The 14,901-nt window shown below is 53.7% G+C and carries 15 protein-coding genes; 8 read left to right on the plus strand and 7 right to left on the minus strand.

Features of this window, described 5'->3' with window-relative positions:
- Window positions 1–7 precede the first annotated feature (7 nt).
- From KV190_RS08335 to KV190_RS08360, 6 genes are all read right to left on the minus strand, one after another.
- Window positions 8–919: a branched-chain amino acid transaminase gene (locus tag KV190_RS08335; protein ID WP_460192784.1), complete on the minus strand. Its 912-nt coding sequence runs from the start codon at window positions 917–919 to the stop codon at window positions 8–10.
- A gap of 80 nt (window positions 920–999) precedes the next feature.
- Complete coding sequence (locus tag KV190_RS08340) at window positions 1,000–2,010, minus strand: DUF389 domain-containing protein (protein ID WP_460192785.1); 1,011 nt, start codon at window positions 2,008–2,010, stop codon at window positions 1,000–1,002.
- Between the two features lie 45 nt (window positions 2,011–2,055).
- On the minus strand, window positions 2,056–2,520 hold the full coding sequence (locus KV190_RS08345) for an MEKHLA domain-containing protein (RefSeq protein ID WP_460192787.1): 465 nt from the start codon (window positions 2,518–2,520) through the stop codon (window positions 2,056–2,058).
- A gap of 3 nt (window positions 2,521–2,523) precedes the next feature.
- Window positions 2,524–3,678 (minus strand): pyridoxal-phosphate-dependent aminotransferase family protein, encoded by a 1,155-nt coding sequence (locus tag KV190_RS08350; RefSeq protein WP_460192788.1) that lies wholly within the window; start codon window positions 3,676–3,678, stop codon window positions 2,524–2,526.
- Between the two features lie 34 nt (window positions 3,679–3,712).
- Window positions 3,713–4,726 carry a type I glyceraldehyde-3-phosphate dehydrogenase gene (locus KV190_RS08355; RefSeq protein WP_460192789.1) on the minus strand — a complete coding sequence of 338 codons (1,014 nt, stop codon included), beginning with the start codon at window positions 4,724–4,726 and terminating at the stop codon, window positions 3,713–3,715.
- Between the two features lie 87 nt (window positions 4,727–4,813).
- Complete coding sequence (locus KV190_RS08360) at window positions 4,814–6,376, minus strand: photosystem II high light acclimation radical SAM protein (RefSeq protein WP_460192790.1); 1,563 nt, start codon at window positions 6,374–6,376, stop codon at window positions 4,814–4,816.
- A gap of 213 nt (window positions 6,377–6,589) precedes the next feature.
- Here KV190_RS08360 and KV190_RS08365 point away from each other — a divergent pair, with 213 nt between their 5' ends.
- Together KV190_RS08365 and KV190_RS08370 are read left to right on the plus strand one after the other, a co-directional pair.
- Window positions 6,590–6,946, plus strand: a complete 357-nt coding sequence (locus KV190_RS08365; RefSeq protein ID WP_460192791.1) for a DUF1830 domain-containing protein — start codon at window positions 6,590–6,592, stop codon at window positions 6,944–6,946.
- Window positions 6,943–7,623: a RibD family protein gene (locus tag KV190_RS08370; RefSeq protein WP_460192792.1), complete on the plus strand. Its 681-nt coding sequence runs from the start codon at window positions 6,943–6,945 to the stop codon at window positions 7,621–7,623. The genes KV190_RS08365 and KV190_RS08370 overlap by 4 nt, the downstream gene beginning before the upstream one ends.
- A 281-nt stretch (window positions 7,624–7,904) precedes the next feature.
- Here KV190_RS08370 and KV190_RS08375 read toward each other — a convergent pair whose 3' ends face one another.
- Window positions 7,905–8,660 (minus strand): HAD family hydrolase, encoded by a 756-nt coding sequence (locus KV190_RS08375; protein ID WP_460192793.1) that lies wholly within the window; start codon window positions 8,658–8,660, stop codon window positions 7,905–7,907.
- 66 nt (window positions 8,661–8,726) lie between these two features.
- On the opposite strand from KV190_RS08375, the gene KV190_RS08380 reads away from it, so the two are divergent.
- Genes KV190_RS08380 through KV190_RS08405 form a run of 6 tightly spaced genes read left to right on the plus strand, consistent with a single transcriptional unit; the run spans window position 8,727 to window position 14,806 of the window.
- The gene (locus KV190_RS08380; RefSeq protein WP_460192794.1) at window positions 8,727–9,353 is read left to right on the plus strand and encodes an anthranilate synthase component II; all 627 of its coding nucleotides are present in this window, start codon (window positions 8,727–8,729) and stop codon (window positions 9,351–9,353) included.
- A 28-nt stretch (window positions 9,354–9,381) separates the two neighbouring features.
- Window positions 9,382–10,131, plus strand: a complete 750-nt coding sequence (locus tag KV190_RS08385) for an MBL fold metallo-hydrolase (protein WP_460192795.1) — start codon at window positions 9,382–9,384, stop codon at window positions 10,129–10,131.
- Window positions 10,132–10,190: 59 nt separating this feature from the next.
- The gene (locus KV190_RS08390) at window positions 10,191–11,162 is read left to right on the plus strand and encodes an ABC transporter ATP-binding protein (protein WP_460192796.1); all 972 of its coding nucleotides are present in this window, start codon (window positions 10,191–10,193) and stop codon (window positions 11,160–11,162) included.
- Entirely contained in the window at window positions 11,155–11,982 is an 828-nt protein-coding gene (locus tag KV190_RS08395; protein WP_460192797.1) for an ABC transporter permease, read from the plus strand. Before KV190_RS08390 ends, KV190_RS08395 begins: the two co-directional genes overlap by 8 nt.
- 12 nt (window positions 11,983–11,994) lie before the next feature.
- Window positions 11,995–13,536 carry a GldG family protein gene (locus KV190_RS08400; RefSeq protein ID WP_460192798.1) on the plus strand — a complete coding sequence of 514 codons (1,542 nt, stop codon included), beginning with the start codon at window positions 11,995–11,997 and terminating at the stop codon, window positions 13,534–13,536.
- A 7-nt stretch (window positions 13,537–13,543) separates the two neighbouring features.
- Window positions 13,544–14,806 carry a chloride channel protein gene (locus KV190_RS08405; protein ID WP_460192799.1) on the plus strand — a complete coding sequence of 421 codons (1,263 nt, stop codon included), beginning with the start codon at window positions 13,544–13,546 and terminating at the stop codon, window positions 14,804–14,806.
- The last annotated feature ends 95 nt before the right edge of the window (window positions 14,807–14,901 follow it).

Below are 14,901 nucleotides of genomic sequence, written 5' to 3' on the forward strand. Positions count from 1 at the left end.
CCTTGAGCTAGAGGGGAATGACATCAACCCAGTGCCGATACTGCGGCTCGCGGCCTTCAACGATTGCCTGTAATTGTTTTTGCAGTTGGCGTGTCAGGGGGCGATCGCTCGGCAGCGTGTAGGTCTCAATCCGACTGACGGGCACAATTCGCGCAGCCGTGCCGGTTAAAAATACCTCATCGGCGATCAACAGTTCCGTACGATCCACAGGGCGCTCAATCACCTTGACACCGGCTGCTTGCGCTAGTTCAATCACACTGCGGCGCGTAATCCCCTCTAGAATATCTTGATCCACGCTCGGCGTAATCAGTTGGCCATCCCGCACCAAGAAGAGATTCATCCCCGACGCTTCACAGACTTTCCCTTGATCGTTGAGGAGAATCGCCTCATCAAAGCCGCAGGAAACAGCCTCTGTTTTTGCCAGTGCCGAGACAATATAGGAGGTGGTCAGCTTGCCCCGCAGGGGAAATGAGCGATCGCACTGCCGCTGCCAAGAACTAATGCGACAGGTGACGCCGGCGGCTGACAAGTAATCGCCAAGGGGCATGCCATAAATGAGAAAATCCTTCTCAATGTCATGGAGCCGTGGTGCAATGCCCAAGCCAGAAGTATAAACCAAAGGACGAATATAGAAGGGCACGCTGGGTTGGTTTTTTTGCACCCATTCAACAATCTTCGACTTGATTTCGCTCGTCGGCAATTCATAGCCCAAATAGTGGGCACTGCGACTGAGGCGACGACAGTGATCCTCAAGGCGAAAGAGCAGGATTTCCTTGGCATTAACAGGATTGGGAAGACCGCGCAACCCTCCTAAAGCTGCGGTGCCGTAGTGAAGGGCATGGGTTGCCACAGAAATTTTGGCCTCTGCAAAAGGAACAAACTGACCATTGAGATAGGCGTAGGGGAGAAAGTCACTCATGCGTTGATGTGAAGCGTTGGCAAAATATCATTAGGCTGCAATCTTAATAGTTTAACATTTTGGCTGAATGCTCCAAAAACCTAGGGCAAGGGTGCCTCAGAGGTTACTTCTTCAACATTTGAGACTTGCAGCACCAGACGAAACGGGCGATTCATCCGCTGTTGGACAAACTCTTCCATGAGGGCGACCTGCTTGGGAGTCACAGGTTCGCGGGCACGCACATTGACTCGCACGACGGGGGGATTACTCACCCAGTTGGTTTCCATTCCTAATAAATCAAGACGCTGAAAGGTCAGTGTTCCCCGCGTCAGAGCTTCACGCACCTGATGTTGTAAGCGTGCCTGCTCAATGAGGCGGCTAAAACTAATGGCCAAGGGAATCACCAAGACACCCGTCAGGGCAGCCGCAATAGTGAGGGGACGCCGACCTTTGTGCAGGGGAATATAGCCCACAAGCACAAAAACCACCATACAGGCTAGAGTAATCCCCAGCAGGTTCGTCAGATACAACAGCGTTGCTCCCACACTGAGGCTGGTATTCAACTGTGCTATTCCGAGGCCAATGGTACAAACGGGGGGCATCAGGGCAACGGCGATCGCGGTGCCGGCCAAGGTATTTGAGACGCGGGGTTCTGCGACCGCATAGGCACTTACCGCCCCGGCTGCTACGGCAATCCCCAAATCCAGAAGATTGGGTTGGGAGCGTGCCATGATTTCACTGCCATAGACCTCAAGCCCCACCATGACGCCAATCGTCCAAGACATGCCAATGGCCATGAGGGTACCGACAATCAGGGCAAGAGCCGCTTGCCAAAACATCTTAAACTCGCCAATGAGAGCCGCCAGAGCCAAGCCCCGTATGGGGAGCATCAGGGGTGCAATCACCATGGCGCCAATAATCACGGCGGCACTGTTGGAGAGCAAACCAAAGGTGGCGATCGCACAGGAAGTAACAATCAAGACGACATAGGGAACATTTAAATGGGATTCAGCATACAGCATCTGAATCAATTGATTCAGGCTTTCCGTCGTGCGGCGATGATAGCGGAAGGCTTGAACCTGATGCAGCCAATGGGCAAGGAGTTCTTTCATGGACAACCTTGTACAGCAATTTACACGCGGGGGGTTAGATCAATGCTACAGGAACTGCCATTGATCAAACGTTGCTGCTTGTCCGACGGAGGTACCCGTCTCGTCCAAAACCGTCCAAATCCAAGCATTTTCAATGCGAAACCGCCGCCCAGAACGAGAAATACGAACACCACTGTAGTTGTTGGCATAGCCTTGGCGGGCTGCTTCAGCAAGAAGTCTGGCACGTTCTTCTTGGGCTATGGGTTCCGCCGTCAGCCGCGAGGGAAGTTGCACCAACTCGACCCAGGGGAATTCCCACAGGGTAAGGGCGGCTTGGTTGCCATAGTTGAGGATGGGATCCGCTTCACAGCCGTGGGACAGCACCGGTTGTGACCAGTGGAACAACTGCTGCGCCAAGCCCAAATTATCCCCAGCAGCATCCGGCAGGAGCGATCGCCCTGTCCACCGTTGAAAACTGGCGCAAATGCGTCGTGCCTGCTGGACTGCCGGTGGCTGTAACCAAGGCTCCATCACCTAGGCCGTAGTCAATACACGACTGGCAGCGGCTACCCCAGCGCCGGGACTAAAGTTGCTGTACCCCAATTCCCCAAGTACGGCTTCAAGAGCACTGATGGCTGCCAAAATATCGCGATCGCTGACAAAGCCCAAGTGACCCACGCGGAAAATTTGCCCCTTGAGGTGATCTTGACCGCCTGCTAGAGCAATGTCAAAGCGTTTTTTCATCAGACTGCGAATCTTTTCGGCCTCCACCCCTTGGGGTGCCACAGCGGTAATGGCGGGACTGGCACAGTGATCCGGCGCATAGAGGGGCAAGTTGAGCGCCTTCATAGCCGCACGGGTGGCCTGCATCAAGCGCTGGTGACGGGCAAAGATATTCTCTAAGCCCTCCGCTTGCATCATTTCCAGTGCGGTCTTCAGGGCAAAGAAGAGATTCACCGGTGGCGTAAAGGGGGTTGTGTTCTTGGCGGCGTCTTTGCGGTATTTGCCAAGGTCAAGATAGAACTTCGGCAGCGTTGCTGTTTTGTAGGCTTCCCAAGCCTTGGCACTGACACTGACAAAGGCTAACCCCGGCGGAATCATATAGCCTTTTTGGGAGCCAGAACCGACCACATCTAACCCCCACTCGTCAATGGGCACACTCACCGCGCCCAGACTGGTGACGGCATCCACAATGATGAGGGCTTGGCCGTGGGCTTTGACATGGCGGTTGATCGCCTCTAAATCGTTGATCACTCCCGTTGAGGTTTCACTGTGGGTAATGATCACCGCCTTAATCGTTTTGGCCGTGTCCGCCTCGAGGGCGGCTTTGAAGTCATCAGGATTGAGGGGCTGTCCCCAAGGGGCGGTAATGCGCTCGGTTTTGAGTCCGTAGGCATCGCACACTTCCCCCCAGCGATCGCCAAACTTACCGTTACAGCCGACAAGGACGCGATCGCCCGCACTGAGAAAGTTAATGATCCCGGCCTCCATTGCCCCTGTGCCACTGGCGGTCAAAATCAGCACATCATTCGTAGTCTGATGCAGCCATTTCAACCCTGCCGTCACCACCGCCATGATCTCGCTAAAGTCACCGCTGCGATGGCCAATAGGATGTTTACCGAGGGACAGAAGAACTGACTCCGGCACTGGCGTAGGCCCCGGAATCATTAACATTGATTTATCTTGCATCGTGAGTTGCGAACCAATCCTTAAAATGAAACGACTAAGCCCAGTGAGCGGCCATGTGCTCTGCCAAGTCCAGAACCCGCTGGCTATAGCCCCACTCGTTATCGTACCAAGCCACCACTTTCACTAGATTGCCCCCCATCACCATTGTGAGGGACGCATCCAAAATCGAGGAGGCGTTGTGACCCCGATAGTCCGAAGACACCAGCTCCAGTTCACTGTAGTGGATAATCCCCTTCATAGTGGTTTCAGAGGCTTCCTTGATCACTTGGTTCACCTGCTCAGCAATGGTGGGTTTTTCCACCTGAGCAACAAAGTCCACCACAGAAACATTGGGGGTGGGTACCCGCAGGGCAATCCCGTTCAGCTTACCTTGCAACTCGGGAATCACCAATCCGACCGCCTTAGCAGCCCCCGTAGAGGTGGGCACAATGTTCATTGCTGCTGCCCGTGCCCGCCGCAGATCGCGGTGACTGGCATCGAGTAAGCGTTGATCCCCCGTGTAGCTGTGGGTCGTCGTCATCATCCCCTGCTGAATGCCAAAGGTTTCATGGAGCACTTTGACAATGGGGGCTAAGCAGTTGGTGGTGCAACTGGCATTACTGACGATGTCTTCACTGGGATCGTAGGTGTGGTGATTCACCCCGACCACATACGTGGGGATATTGCCTTTGCCGGGTGCAGTGATCAGAACTTTTTTCGCACCGGCATTGAGGTGTTTGCTCGCCCCCTCGCGGCTAGTAAAGACCCCCGTGGCTTCAATGACCAGATCAATCCCCCAAGCGCTCCAAGGCAGATTTTCAGGGTTGCGATCGGACACGCATTTAACCGCATGGCCGTCGGCATAAATGCAGTCGTCGTCAGCGCTAATTTCGGCATCGTGGAAAATGCCCAACATCGAGTCATACTTCAGCAAATGGGCATTGGTGCGGGGATCGGAGGTATCGTTGATGCCTACAATCTCTAGCTTGCTATTGGCTTTCCGCTGTAACCAGCAACGCATGAAGTTCCGACCGATGCGCCCAAAACCATTGATAGCGACTCTAACCACCTGATCCCTTCCTCTGTTTACTAACTCATTGCCAGAAATGATCTAGGAAACATTCTAAGGGGGAATGGTCATTTTATTGCGCTTTTTTTAACGATGCACCAAAGGGCGTTCCTCAAGAGGCGCAGACAAGGCCTCTTCCAAGGGGGCACGGCCAAAGCGCTCCTCCAGTAGATCCATAACGGTGCGGCCAAAGTCATTGGGATTAAGGCGCCAAGCCGCAAGGCACACTTCCCCAAAGACGGATCCCATTGGTTCGGGGTTCCAAAGCAGTTTCTTAGCGGTCCAAGGCATGAGGCTCATGGGGTTGTAGCCAGGGCGCAAAATGCCGCGTTCGAGGGCATATTCCTCAAGGTGGGTATGGGGTTGCAGACCAATGAAGAAGATAGCTGGCTCAACGTTGTCCGCACCAAAAATGCGTTCCAGTTCGCGGTGGTAGGCAATCGTCTGGGCAATCGTTTCAGGCCGTTCGTCAATGACATTGAAGGAGTAATTCACAGAAACGAGGGCGTTGAACCCGGCGGCTTTCAAATCACGACAGTTTTGCAGCACCGTTCGCAGGTTGTAGCCCATGCGCATTTTCCGCACCAGTTCTTGGGAGCCACTAGTAATGCCGATTTCAAAGTAGTTCATCCCCGTTTGCACCATTAGCTCACACAGTTCGGGGGTGAGGTTGTCGGCACGGATGTAGGCTGCCCAGTGAATATCATTCATGCCTGCTTTGAGGATTTCCCGCAGCAGGGCGATCGCGTCGGGGATAAATTTGCGAGCGGGGATAAACTGGGCATCGGTAAACCAAAAGTTGCGCACACCGCGATCGTAAAGCTGGCGCATTTCGGCGACGACTTCTTCAGCGGGGTTAATGCGCACCTGTTTGCCTTCAACCACGGTATAGACGCAGTAGCAACAGTTGTGGGGACAGCCCCGCTTGGTTTGCACCCCAATATAAAAGTCGCCCCCCTGAAGGTAATACTCAAATTCTGGCCAAATGGTCTCGATGTAGTCGTAGTTGCAGGCAGTTTTTTCGATGGGGGTTGGCCATTCATGGATGAGGCGATCGCGGGGCTTTTCAACACCCGCAATGTAGCAACGCTCGCCGGCAATTGGCTGGTTCGTGAGGACTTTGTGCAGCAGCGTTTCCCCTTCACCAACGGAAACAATGGTGCCTTTGGGCAGTTGAGAACCCAATTGTTCATAAAAGACACTGACCGCACCGCCACCGACAATGGTCGTGACTTCCGGATGGTGACGCTTGGCGTGGTGGAGTCCCAAACGGATTAAATTGAGGTTTCGCCAGAGTTCACCATAGTAGGCACTCATCACCCGCAGACCCCCGATCGCCCCCCGTAACTTCACCAAGGGATTGCGAGCGTAATAGACTTCAAAGGCATTTTGCAGTGGATTACCGCCCCGTCCCCCCACAGGGGCATAGATTTGAATATCTCGCCAAGAAAAAACAAGATGCGTGGGTTGAAAGTCATCAATCGCTTGGGCAAGGGCACGGCGAAAATCAAGGGGGGGCACCGTTCCTAAATCAAAAATGCGTTGTTCAACACTGGGTAGTTGCTTATGGATATAGTCCGCAAGATAGACGACACCAATGGGAAAAATGGGATTGCAGGGGAGACGGACGTAGAGGACACGCGGGGACATAGGCTAGCCCAAGATCTATGGAGACGCTAAATTCTTAATAAATCTCTATCGCTGTTTAGGTTTTAACACATTTGCGCCTTTCCAGCAGGGGATCACGGGAACTCAAGGCAAGGATTAACTGTCCATCCTGTAGTTGAGTTTACAACTGTATCGAATTGGCAATGTTAGGCTAACAAGGGTAAAGACACGTCCTATAACAAACCATTACTTCCTATGCCGCAAATCTTTGATCCCGTCCCTAGCGATAGTTGCGATCGCATCCTCTGCTGTTATGTCAACGCCACCAGCAAAATTCAGGTGGTGCGGATTACAAATATTGCCAACTGGTATTTCGAGCGGGTTGTTTTTCCGGGGCAACGACTGGTATTTGAATCGCCACGGGCAGGACAACTGGAAGTTCACAGCGGCATGATGGCAAGTGCAATTCTCTCCGACACGATCCCCTGTACGGAGCTACTGGTGCAAGAGGGGGGAGATAATTTTTTTCCCAGTGATCCCGTCAGCCAGCAACGGCTAGAATTGCTCAATGAGACGCCTGCGCCAGCGACTGAAAAAGTCATGATCCCTTGAGCCAGCTCCAGCCGATTTCTCGCCCCTACACAATCGCAGTTTTGGCCAGTAGTTTAGATGGCCACCTTGCTCGTGCCGATGCTTTAGGTCAGCGCATTGCCTCGGCCTATGACTTTCAGCACCTTGAACAGCAGGTGGCACAGGTAGATGCGGTACTCTTTGGGGCGACAACATTGCGTTTGGGGGGGACAGCGATGCGCCTGCAGTCTCCCCATCTGATTGCTGAGCGCGAACACCAAGGGCGATCGCCCCAACCGCTGCAAATTGTCTGCTCCGCCAGTGGTGAATTCGATCTCAATCTCCCTTTCTTTCGCCAGCCGATTCGCCGTGCCTTGCTGACCACCGAGAAAGGTGTCAGCCGTTGGCAAGGATGCACTGCCTTTGATCACTGTTGGTCTGCTGGGGTGGAGGAGATTGATTGGCCGCAGGCGTTTACGCATATTCAAGGGGCTAGTGTGCAAACCTTGGCCGTTTTGGGAGGAGGACAGCTTTTCGCTTCCCTATTGCGGATTGCGGCCATTGACGAATTGTGGTTGACCCTCTGCCCCCTCTTCCTAGGGTCGGCAGCCCCTAGCCTCTATCCAGAGGAGATTGCCTTCTCAGGGCGGTTGACGCTCCTTAATGTCTTGCCTGTGGGCAATGAGGTTTATCTCCACTACCGCCTTAATTATGCTTGACTAATTGCGAGTAACCCTCAATCACCACTGAGTCTAATTCGTTCTCAGTGACTCTCCGCACTCCCTAAAGGGACGGCGGCTTCTCAGTGTTGTTACACACTGAGCTACATCGGGCTTAACCCAATGGGGGGAGCCATAACCCCAACTACTGGGACTGACCTGAGACCCAGATACTTTGTAGATAGTTTGCACGTCTCTAACTGAACGTGGAAACAACTCAATTTTAGCAAATTAGAAAGCGCCTAACTGCTTAGGTTAAAACCGTAGCAGCTTGCGGCGGGCTAAAGCCCATTCTTGTCAGCACTAATCTGCATCTCCAAGGGTGAGGCAAGGATGCAATCACAGTAGTTGAGTACTAGTGGCCGCTGCCAACCCCACGTAACACCAATGCTGCCCGCTGCACCCCCCCGCTGTGCCATGAGGCCATCACTATCGGCATCACCAATAACCACGGTTTGATCGGGTCGCACCCCAAGGCGATCGCACACCCTCAGGAAGACCTGCGGATCGGGCTTTGTGGGTGGCTCATCTCCCCCCTGCCAGCATTGGAAAAAGGGCTTCAAGTGATAGGTATCTAAAAAAGCCTCGATTTCCGACCTGCGATCGCTAGAGATCATCGCCAACACACATCCTCGCTCATGCAGCCGTTGCACGAGTTCAATTACTCCCGGCAGGGGTGGGGTTAACTCTGCTTTGGCAGTAAATTCTCGGTCTGCTTCAGCGAAGGCGGCATTCGCCCGTTCTAAGGCGGCAATCCAAGGAATTCCCTGCGTGGCCACAAAGGCTGCGGCGGCAATCAGGTTCTCCTGCCGTGTCCCCACCGCTTGTAATCCAGTGGGATCGAGATGATCGCCAATCACCCCAAAGGCCTGAAGTAGCGACGCTTTGAGATTAGGAAAGTACTCGGCAATTTTCGCAGCGCGGGCGATCGCCACCCACCGCAGGTAATGGGCAACATCCGCTAATGTGCCATCTTTATCAAAGATCACCGCTGCTACCGAGGGAAAACAGCGTCCCTGACACCATAGCTGCACCATTGCCTCAACCCCTTGGGTAGTAGGATCAAAAGACAAAGCATCGAAGATGATGAGGACACTTCTCCCTTGATTATCGTTATTGATAACTACGACAGCTTCACGTACAACCTTGTCCAATACTTAGGGGAGCTAGCGCAGGAGTTCCCAATTGCTGCGGACCTGCGGGTTTTTCGCAACGACAAGATCACCCTTGATGAGATCGCTGCCCTCGCCCCTGCGGGTATTGTGATTTCCCCTGGCCCGGGTCGCCCTGCGGACGCCGGAATTTCCGAAACCCTGATCCGTACCTATGCTGGCACACTACCCATCTTGGGGGTTTGCTTGGGACATCAAGCGATTGGTGAAGTTTTTGGCGGCATGGTGACGCTGGCACCAACCCTCATGCACGGCAAAACCTCAGAAATTTATCACAGTGGTGTGGGGGTGTTCCAAGAGTTGCCCCAACCCTTTACCGCAACCCGCTACCACAGCCTCGTCATTGATCGTGACAGTTGCCCTGATGTATTGGAAATCACGGCTTGGACAGAGGATGGCCTGATTATGGGGGTGCGCCACCGCCAATATCCGACGCTGGAAGGAGTGCAATTCCATCCGGAGAGCATTCTCACCACCTGCGGCAAAGACCTGCTTCGGAACTTTTTGCGACGGCTGTCCAGTCCATCGTTGTCAGCGAGCCACTTTTCGGTACACTGAGCTGGAATAGGAGTGTGGGGAGAAAAAAATGGAGCGGCGGCAGTTCTTGCGTTTGGCTCAAATTGGGGCGATCGCCAGCCTCGGTGGACACTGGGCAGCCCATGCCCAAGGGGGGGGTCTCTCTCTGCAATGGTTTGGCCACACCTGCTTTCTCTTTACCGGCAGTGGTCAGCGGGTACTGGTGAATCCCTTCCGTCCCATAGGTTGCACCAAAGGATTGCGGCCTCCCCGTGTCACTGCTGATATTGTCATGATTAGCAGTCGCCTCTTGGACGAGGGCTACATCGAAGGCTTACCCGGTCGGCCTAAGCTGCTTTTTCAACCGGGTTCCTATAAAGTCAATGGCTTGAGTATTCAGGGCATCCGCACCAGTCATGATCGCGTCGGTGGCTTTCGCTTTGGCGTCAACGTGGTTTGGCGCTGGCAGCAGGGGGGCATCAATCTCTTACATATGGGTGGCATTGCCATGCCCATCACGATTGAACAACGAATTCTCATGGGACGACCTGATGTGATGATTGTGCCAGTGGGAGGAAGTGACAAAGCCTATACGGCTGAGGAGGCCAAGGCAGCCATTGAAGTTTTGCAACCGCGTTTGGTCATTCCTTCCCACTATCGGACAGCAGCGGCTGACCCCAATAATTGTGATCTGACGGGGCTAGAGGACTTTTTGAAAGTCATGGAGGGAACCCCAGTTCGCCGCAGTGGTGGTGCCTCCCTCAGTCTATCGGCAGCCAATCTGCCCCAAAATACCACTATCCAAGTCCTCAGTATTTGATGGGGAAAACGGCTATATTGTGTGTCATTGTTTGCCGTAGAACGAGTTGAGGCAACGCCATGATTCAGGTCGAACACCTGACCAAGGTTTACGGTACAACCGTCGCGCTACGGGATGTCAGCTTTTCAGCCGCCAGTGGTGAGATTCTCGGTCTCCTCGGCCCCAATGGCGCCGGCAAAACCACCACAATGCGGATTTTGGCGGGCTATCTACCGGCAACGAGTGGCACGGCCTCGATTGCAGGCTATGAAGTCCACACGGATCCGATGGCGGTGCGGCAACGCATTGGCTATCTGCCAGAAAATCCCCCCCTCTATACGGAAATGACAGTGGCAGGCTATTTGCACTTTGTGGCTCGCATCAAGGGCGTCAGCGCGGGCGATCGCCCCCAGCGGGTAGAATATGCCCTCAAAAGCTGTGGCCTCTGGGATCGGCAACAGACCATTATTCGCAAACTCTCGAAGGGCTATCGGCAGCGGGTCGGCATTGCCCAAGCGATCGTTCATGATCCACCAGCCATCATTCTGGATGAACCCACGGTGGGTCTCGATCCACGTCAAATTATTGAGGTGCGCAACCTGATTAAAAACTTGGCGGGACAGCATACAGTAATCCTTTCTACCCATATTTTGGCGGAAGTGAGCATGACCTGCGATCGCGCCGTGATTATCAATAAAGGCGAAGTGGCGGGCATTGGCCAACTGGATGAACTGCTGCAACGCCTCAGCGGTAGCTACACCTATGACCTCGAACTCGTGGGCGATCGCCCCCAGCTTGAATCCCTCCTCCAACAGTTGCCTGCTGTGCAACAGATCACATGGGGCAATAGCACTCCCCAAGGGCGACAGCAACTTCAGGTCAGCAGTCCTTCAGAAATCGGTGCCGATCTCGCCAGTCTCCTTGTCCAAAATGGGGTGCAACTCTTTGAAATGCGCCGCTCCCGTGCCAACCTAGAGGAGGTGTTCTTAAAGCTAACGACCGATGAACCCACCGCAGAACCCAGCGATACCACCGAAGAAGCCCATGCTTAGCGTTTCCCTCCACGGGCTGCGTGTCCTCCTTGCTAACATTCTTGCCATCTATCGCCGCGAACTCCAGAGTTACTTTACTGCCCCCTTCTACTATGTGATTGCTGGGGTGTTCTGGCTGCTCAGCGGCCTGTTTTTCCTCGTTGTGATGACGACGATTATTAGCCAAGTGGCTCAGCAGGATTTGCTGCAACAGCAGTTTGGGGCGCCGAGCCAAGCCATTGACGTTCCCAAGCTCATCCTCGAAAGTTTCTTGGGACTCCTAGGCTCCATTTCCCAAGTCATTCTGCCGATGCTCTCGATGGGACTCTACACCGAAGAGCGCAAACGCGGCACCCTTGAACTGTTGGCCACCTCGCCGATTACCAACTGGTGTGTAGCGACAGGTAAACTTCTGGCAGTGCTAACGTTTTACACCACGCTCCTGCTGCCCGTTATTGTCTATCAGTTTGTGGCACTCCAACAGAGTACACCCCCCCTCTCCCCTTGGCTGATTCTTGCGGGCAATGGCGGCTTGATTTTTTTGGCGGCGGCGGTGCTCTCCCTGGGCATGTTTCTCTCATCCTTGACCGATAGCACGATCTTGGCGGCCATTTTGGGGTTTGCTGTGTTGCTGATTCTTTGGGTGCTGGATGTCTTGGCTAAAAATACTGGCGGGAACCTCAGTGATATTCTCACCTACCTCTCACCCCTAGAGCACTTTACCAACCTGACACGGGGAATTTTCCGCAGCAGTAGCCTTGTTGTCTTTGGTAGTTATATTTTCCTCGGCATTTTCCTCACGGCACAGTCCATTGATGCCTTTCGTTACCAGCGCAATTAGGGGGTACCGGTCATGAAACGCTTTGCCCTAGGCTCACCTGAACGATTGACCACGGTATTGCTGTGGGCGGCGTCACTTTTGATCATTGCTGGCTTGAGTGCTGGCATCGTCACCAATCGCTGGAATTGGCTGCCCTTGGGTCTTTTAGCCTTGGGGGGGATTGCCCTACTGCTGTGGCTGATCCAGCAAAGTCGTGTCTCGACAGGGTTTTGGGGGCGGCGTTCTACCCAAACGAGTACCAATGCCATCCTGACGGTGATCGCGGTGATTGCTCTATTGGGCATCGTCAATTTTTTGGCCGATCGCTACAGTGTTGAAATCGATCTCACTGAAAACCGTGCCTTTACTCTAGCGGCAGAAACCCGTGATGTTCTGCAAGCTCTGGATCAGCCGGTGCGGGTATTGGTGTTTGATGCCAATGCTGCCAGTCGCGATCGCCTGCTGTTGGAACAGTACCGCCGTCAGGCCAATAACCAATTTTCTTTCGAGTTCATTGACCCCCAAGAGCAACCCGCCCTTGCCAAAAAGTACAACGTGACTCAAGTGGGGCAAGTGATTGTTGTGGCGGGCGAGAAAACCCAGCGCATTGATGAAGACCTTTCCGAAAGTAACCTCACCCCTGCCCTGATTCGTGTGACCAGCGATCGCACGATCCGCGCCTATTTCACCACAGGGCACAATGAACTCCCCCTCACGGGTGGGGCGGCCAGCCTCAGTGAAGTGGCCAAACTCCTTGAGCAGCGGGATGTGGAACTCCTGCCCCTGAATTTACTGGAGAAGGGGAAAATTCCCGAGGATGCCAATGTCATTGTTGTGGCGGGCCCTCGGCAGCCTTTTTTGCGTCTTGAGCAGGATCTTCTCAAGGAGTACCTCAATCGCGGTGGTAGCCTGTTGCTGATGCTCGATGTCGATGTCAATGCGGGTCTGGATGATTTACTGAAAAACTGGGGACTCACCCTCGATAATCGCTGGGTCATTGATGGCTCTGGCGTCGGTCAACAGGTGGGACTTGGTCCGGACACGATTATTGTCACCACCTATGGCAATCACCCCATTACTCAACGCTTTGCCCAAGGTCCGAGTGTCTTTCCCCGCGCGCAAGCGATTCGCATTGATCCTGTGAAGGATGATGACATTGTGGAAATTGCCCTCTCGAGCCCGCAAACTTGGGCGGAAACGGACTGGCAGTCAGGCAACCTTGAATTCACTGAAGGCGTAGATACCAAAGGCCCGCTGCCAATTGGTGTGGCCATTACCCGTCAGTTGAGTGATAACCCCCCGAAGGAAGCCCGCTTGGTGGTCTTTGGGGATTCGGAGTTTGCCACCGATGGCGTGATTGCCTACCAAGGGATTAATAGTGATCTCTTTGTCAATTCCGTGCTCTGGTTGGGCGATCGCGACCAAAAGGCACTCTCGATTCGTCCGCGCGAAACCACCAATCGCCGCCTGCAACTCAATGTCACCACCAGTCGTTGGCTAGAGATTATCAGTGTCTTTCTATTACCCCTTGTGGGTTTTGGTGCAGCCGTTTTTGTCTGGTGGCGGCGCCGCTAACTCTTCTATGGCAAGAGCTTCCTGCCCTTATCCCCGTTTGCTCCTGTATGCCCTCATCGTTGGTCTGCTTGGTGGCTGCGTGGCCACGGCTTTTTATCTGGGGCTTAAGCTGGGGTTTGCGCTGTTGTGGGGGACGGATCCTAGCCAAGTAAGCATTGGCACGTGGGCGCACCTCTATCCTTACATTCCGCTTGTCACGGCCTTTGGTGGCTTGTTGGTGGGTTTATCGGTCAAATTCTTTGGGGCAACGGGGGGACTCGCGGATGCGATCGCAGAGGTACACCACGCAGGTCGGTTAAGTTATCGCTTTCTACCGGGCATGGCATTGGCTTCTAGCCTCTCCTTGCTCTTTGGCAGTAGTGCGGGTCCTGAAAGCCCAATGATTGATATCAATGGTGGCCTAGGCAGTTGGTTCGCGGAGCGTTTGCATCTACCCCCAGAGAGCACCCGTATTCTCACCCTCTGTGGCATGGCAGCGGGCATGGGTGTGTTTTTTGAGGCCCCCCTTGGCGCCACGCTGTTTGTTTTGGAAGTTCCCCATCGCCGCAGTGTTGAATTCTATGAGGCAATCATTCCAGCCCTGATTTCTGCGGCTACTGGGTTTACCCTTTTTCGGGTGATGACAGGCACAACCATTGGTGGGATATATACCTTCCCTGCCTATGACACGCTGCGTCCTGAGGATATTGGCTTTGCAGTGTTGCTTGGCATCATTGGGGCGGCGGTGGGAACGCTCTTTATCTTTTTAGATCGGCAGATTCAACGCTGGCTGATCCCCTATCGGCAGTATCCTCTTGTCTTAATTGTGGCGGTGGGTTTTCTGATTGGCTTAATTGCCCTGATTCATCCGATTACGCTGTTCTACGGCGAGCGGCAAATTGAACAGGTGATCCAAGTCGTCAACCGCTATAGCGTTGGTATTTTGCTGAGTGTTGCCTTCTTTAAGCTGGTTGCCCTGAGTCTCTGTCTGCGGGGGGGCTTTCGTGGGGGGGTGGTCTTTCCCCTATTTTTTGTAGGTGCCTGTGTAGGTATGGCGGTGCATGAGGCACTCCCGAATACGCCCTTGAGTGTGGCCTTGGCTGGCATGATGGCGGCAATCACGGTGGTGGTGACCAAAACGCCTTTGGGGCTGGCGGTGATTTTGACGGTGATTTCCCATACGGCAATGCTGCCCTTGATTATGATCGCAACCTTAACCAGTTATCTATTGACCTTGCCCATTGCTTGGCTCCCTAGCCAGCAATCGCGCGACGCTGCCCCTGATCCCTGAGAAATCATTAACAGAATATAAAATTCAGACATAACCCTTTACATTTTCCTGAGAGATTGATTAATATAAGGTTACATTCCGTTGCACAACGCCAG

It is taken from the genome of Thermosynechococcus sp. FA-CM-4201 (assembly GCF_054689355.1).

What these genes read in the sequence shown, in the direction of transcription:
- KV190_RS08335 (WP_460192784.1), bottom strand. Translation starts at nt 919, where the DNA reads ATGAGTGACTTTCTCCCCTACGCCTATCTCAATGGTCAGTTTGTTCCT.
- KV190_RS08340 (WP_460192785.1), bottom strand. Translation starts at nt 2,010, where the DNA reads ATGAAAGAACTCCTTGCCCATTGGCTGCATCAGGTTCAAGCCTTCCGC.
- KV190_RS08345 (WP_460192787.1), bottom strand. Translation starts at nt 2,520, where the DNA reads ATGGAGCCTTGGTTACAGCCACCGGCAGTCCAGCAGGCACGACGCATT.
- KV190_RS08350 (WP_460192788.1), bottom strand. Translation starts at nt 3,678, where the DNA reads ATGCAAGATAAATCAATGTTAATGATTCCGGGGCCTACGCCAGTGCCG.
- KV190_RS08360 (WP_460192790.1), bottom strand. Translation starts at nt 6,376, where the DNA reads ATGTCCCCGCGTGTCCTCTACGTCCGTCTCCCCTGCAATCCCATTTTT.
- KV190_RS08365 (WP_460192791.1), top strand. Translation starts at nt 6,590, where the DNA reads ATGCCGCAAATCTTTGATCCCGTCCCTAGCGATAGTTGCGATCGCATC.
- KV190_RS08375 (WP_460192793.1), bottom strand. Translation starts at nt 8,660, where the DNA reads ATGGTGCAGCTATGGTGTCAGGGACGCTGTTTTCCCTCGGTAGCAGCG.
- KV190_RS08385 (WP_460192795.1), top strand. Translation starts at nt 9,382, where the DNA reads ATGGAGCGGCGGCAGTTCTTGCGTTTGGCTCAAATTGGGGCGATCGCC.
- KV190_RS08390 (WP_460192796.1), top strand. Translation starts at nt 10,191, where the DNA reads ATGATTCAGGTCGAACACCTGACCAAGGTTTACGGTACAACCGTCGCG.
- KV190_RS08395 (WP_460192797.1), top strand. Translation starts at nt 11,155, where the DNA reads ATGCTTAGCGTTTCCCTCCACGGGCTGCGTGTCCTCCTTGCTAACATT.
- KV190_RS08400 (WP_460192798.1), top strand. Translation starts at nt 11,995, where the DNA reads ATGAAACGCTTTGCCCTAGGCTCACCTGAACGATTGACCACGGTATTG.
- KV190_RS08405 (WP_460192799.1), top strand. Translation starts at nt 13,544, where the DNA reads ATGGCAAGAGCTTCCTGCCCTTATCCCCGTTTGCTCCTGTATGCCCTC.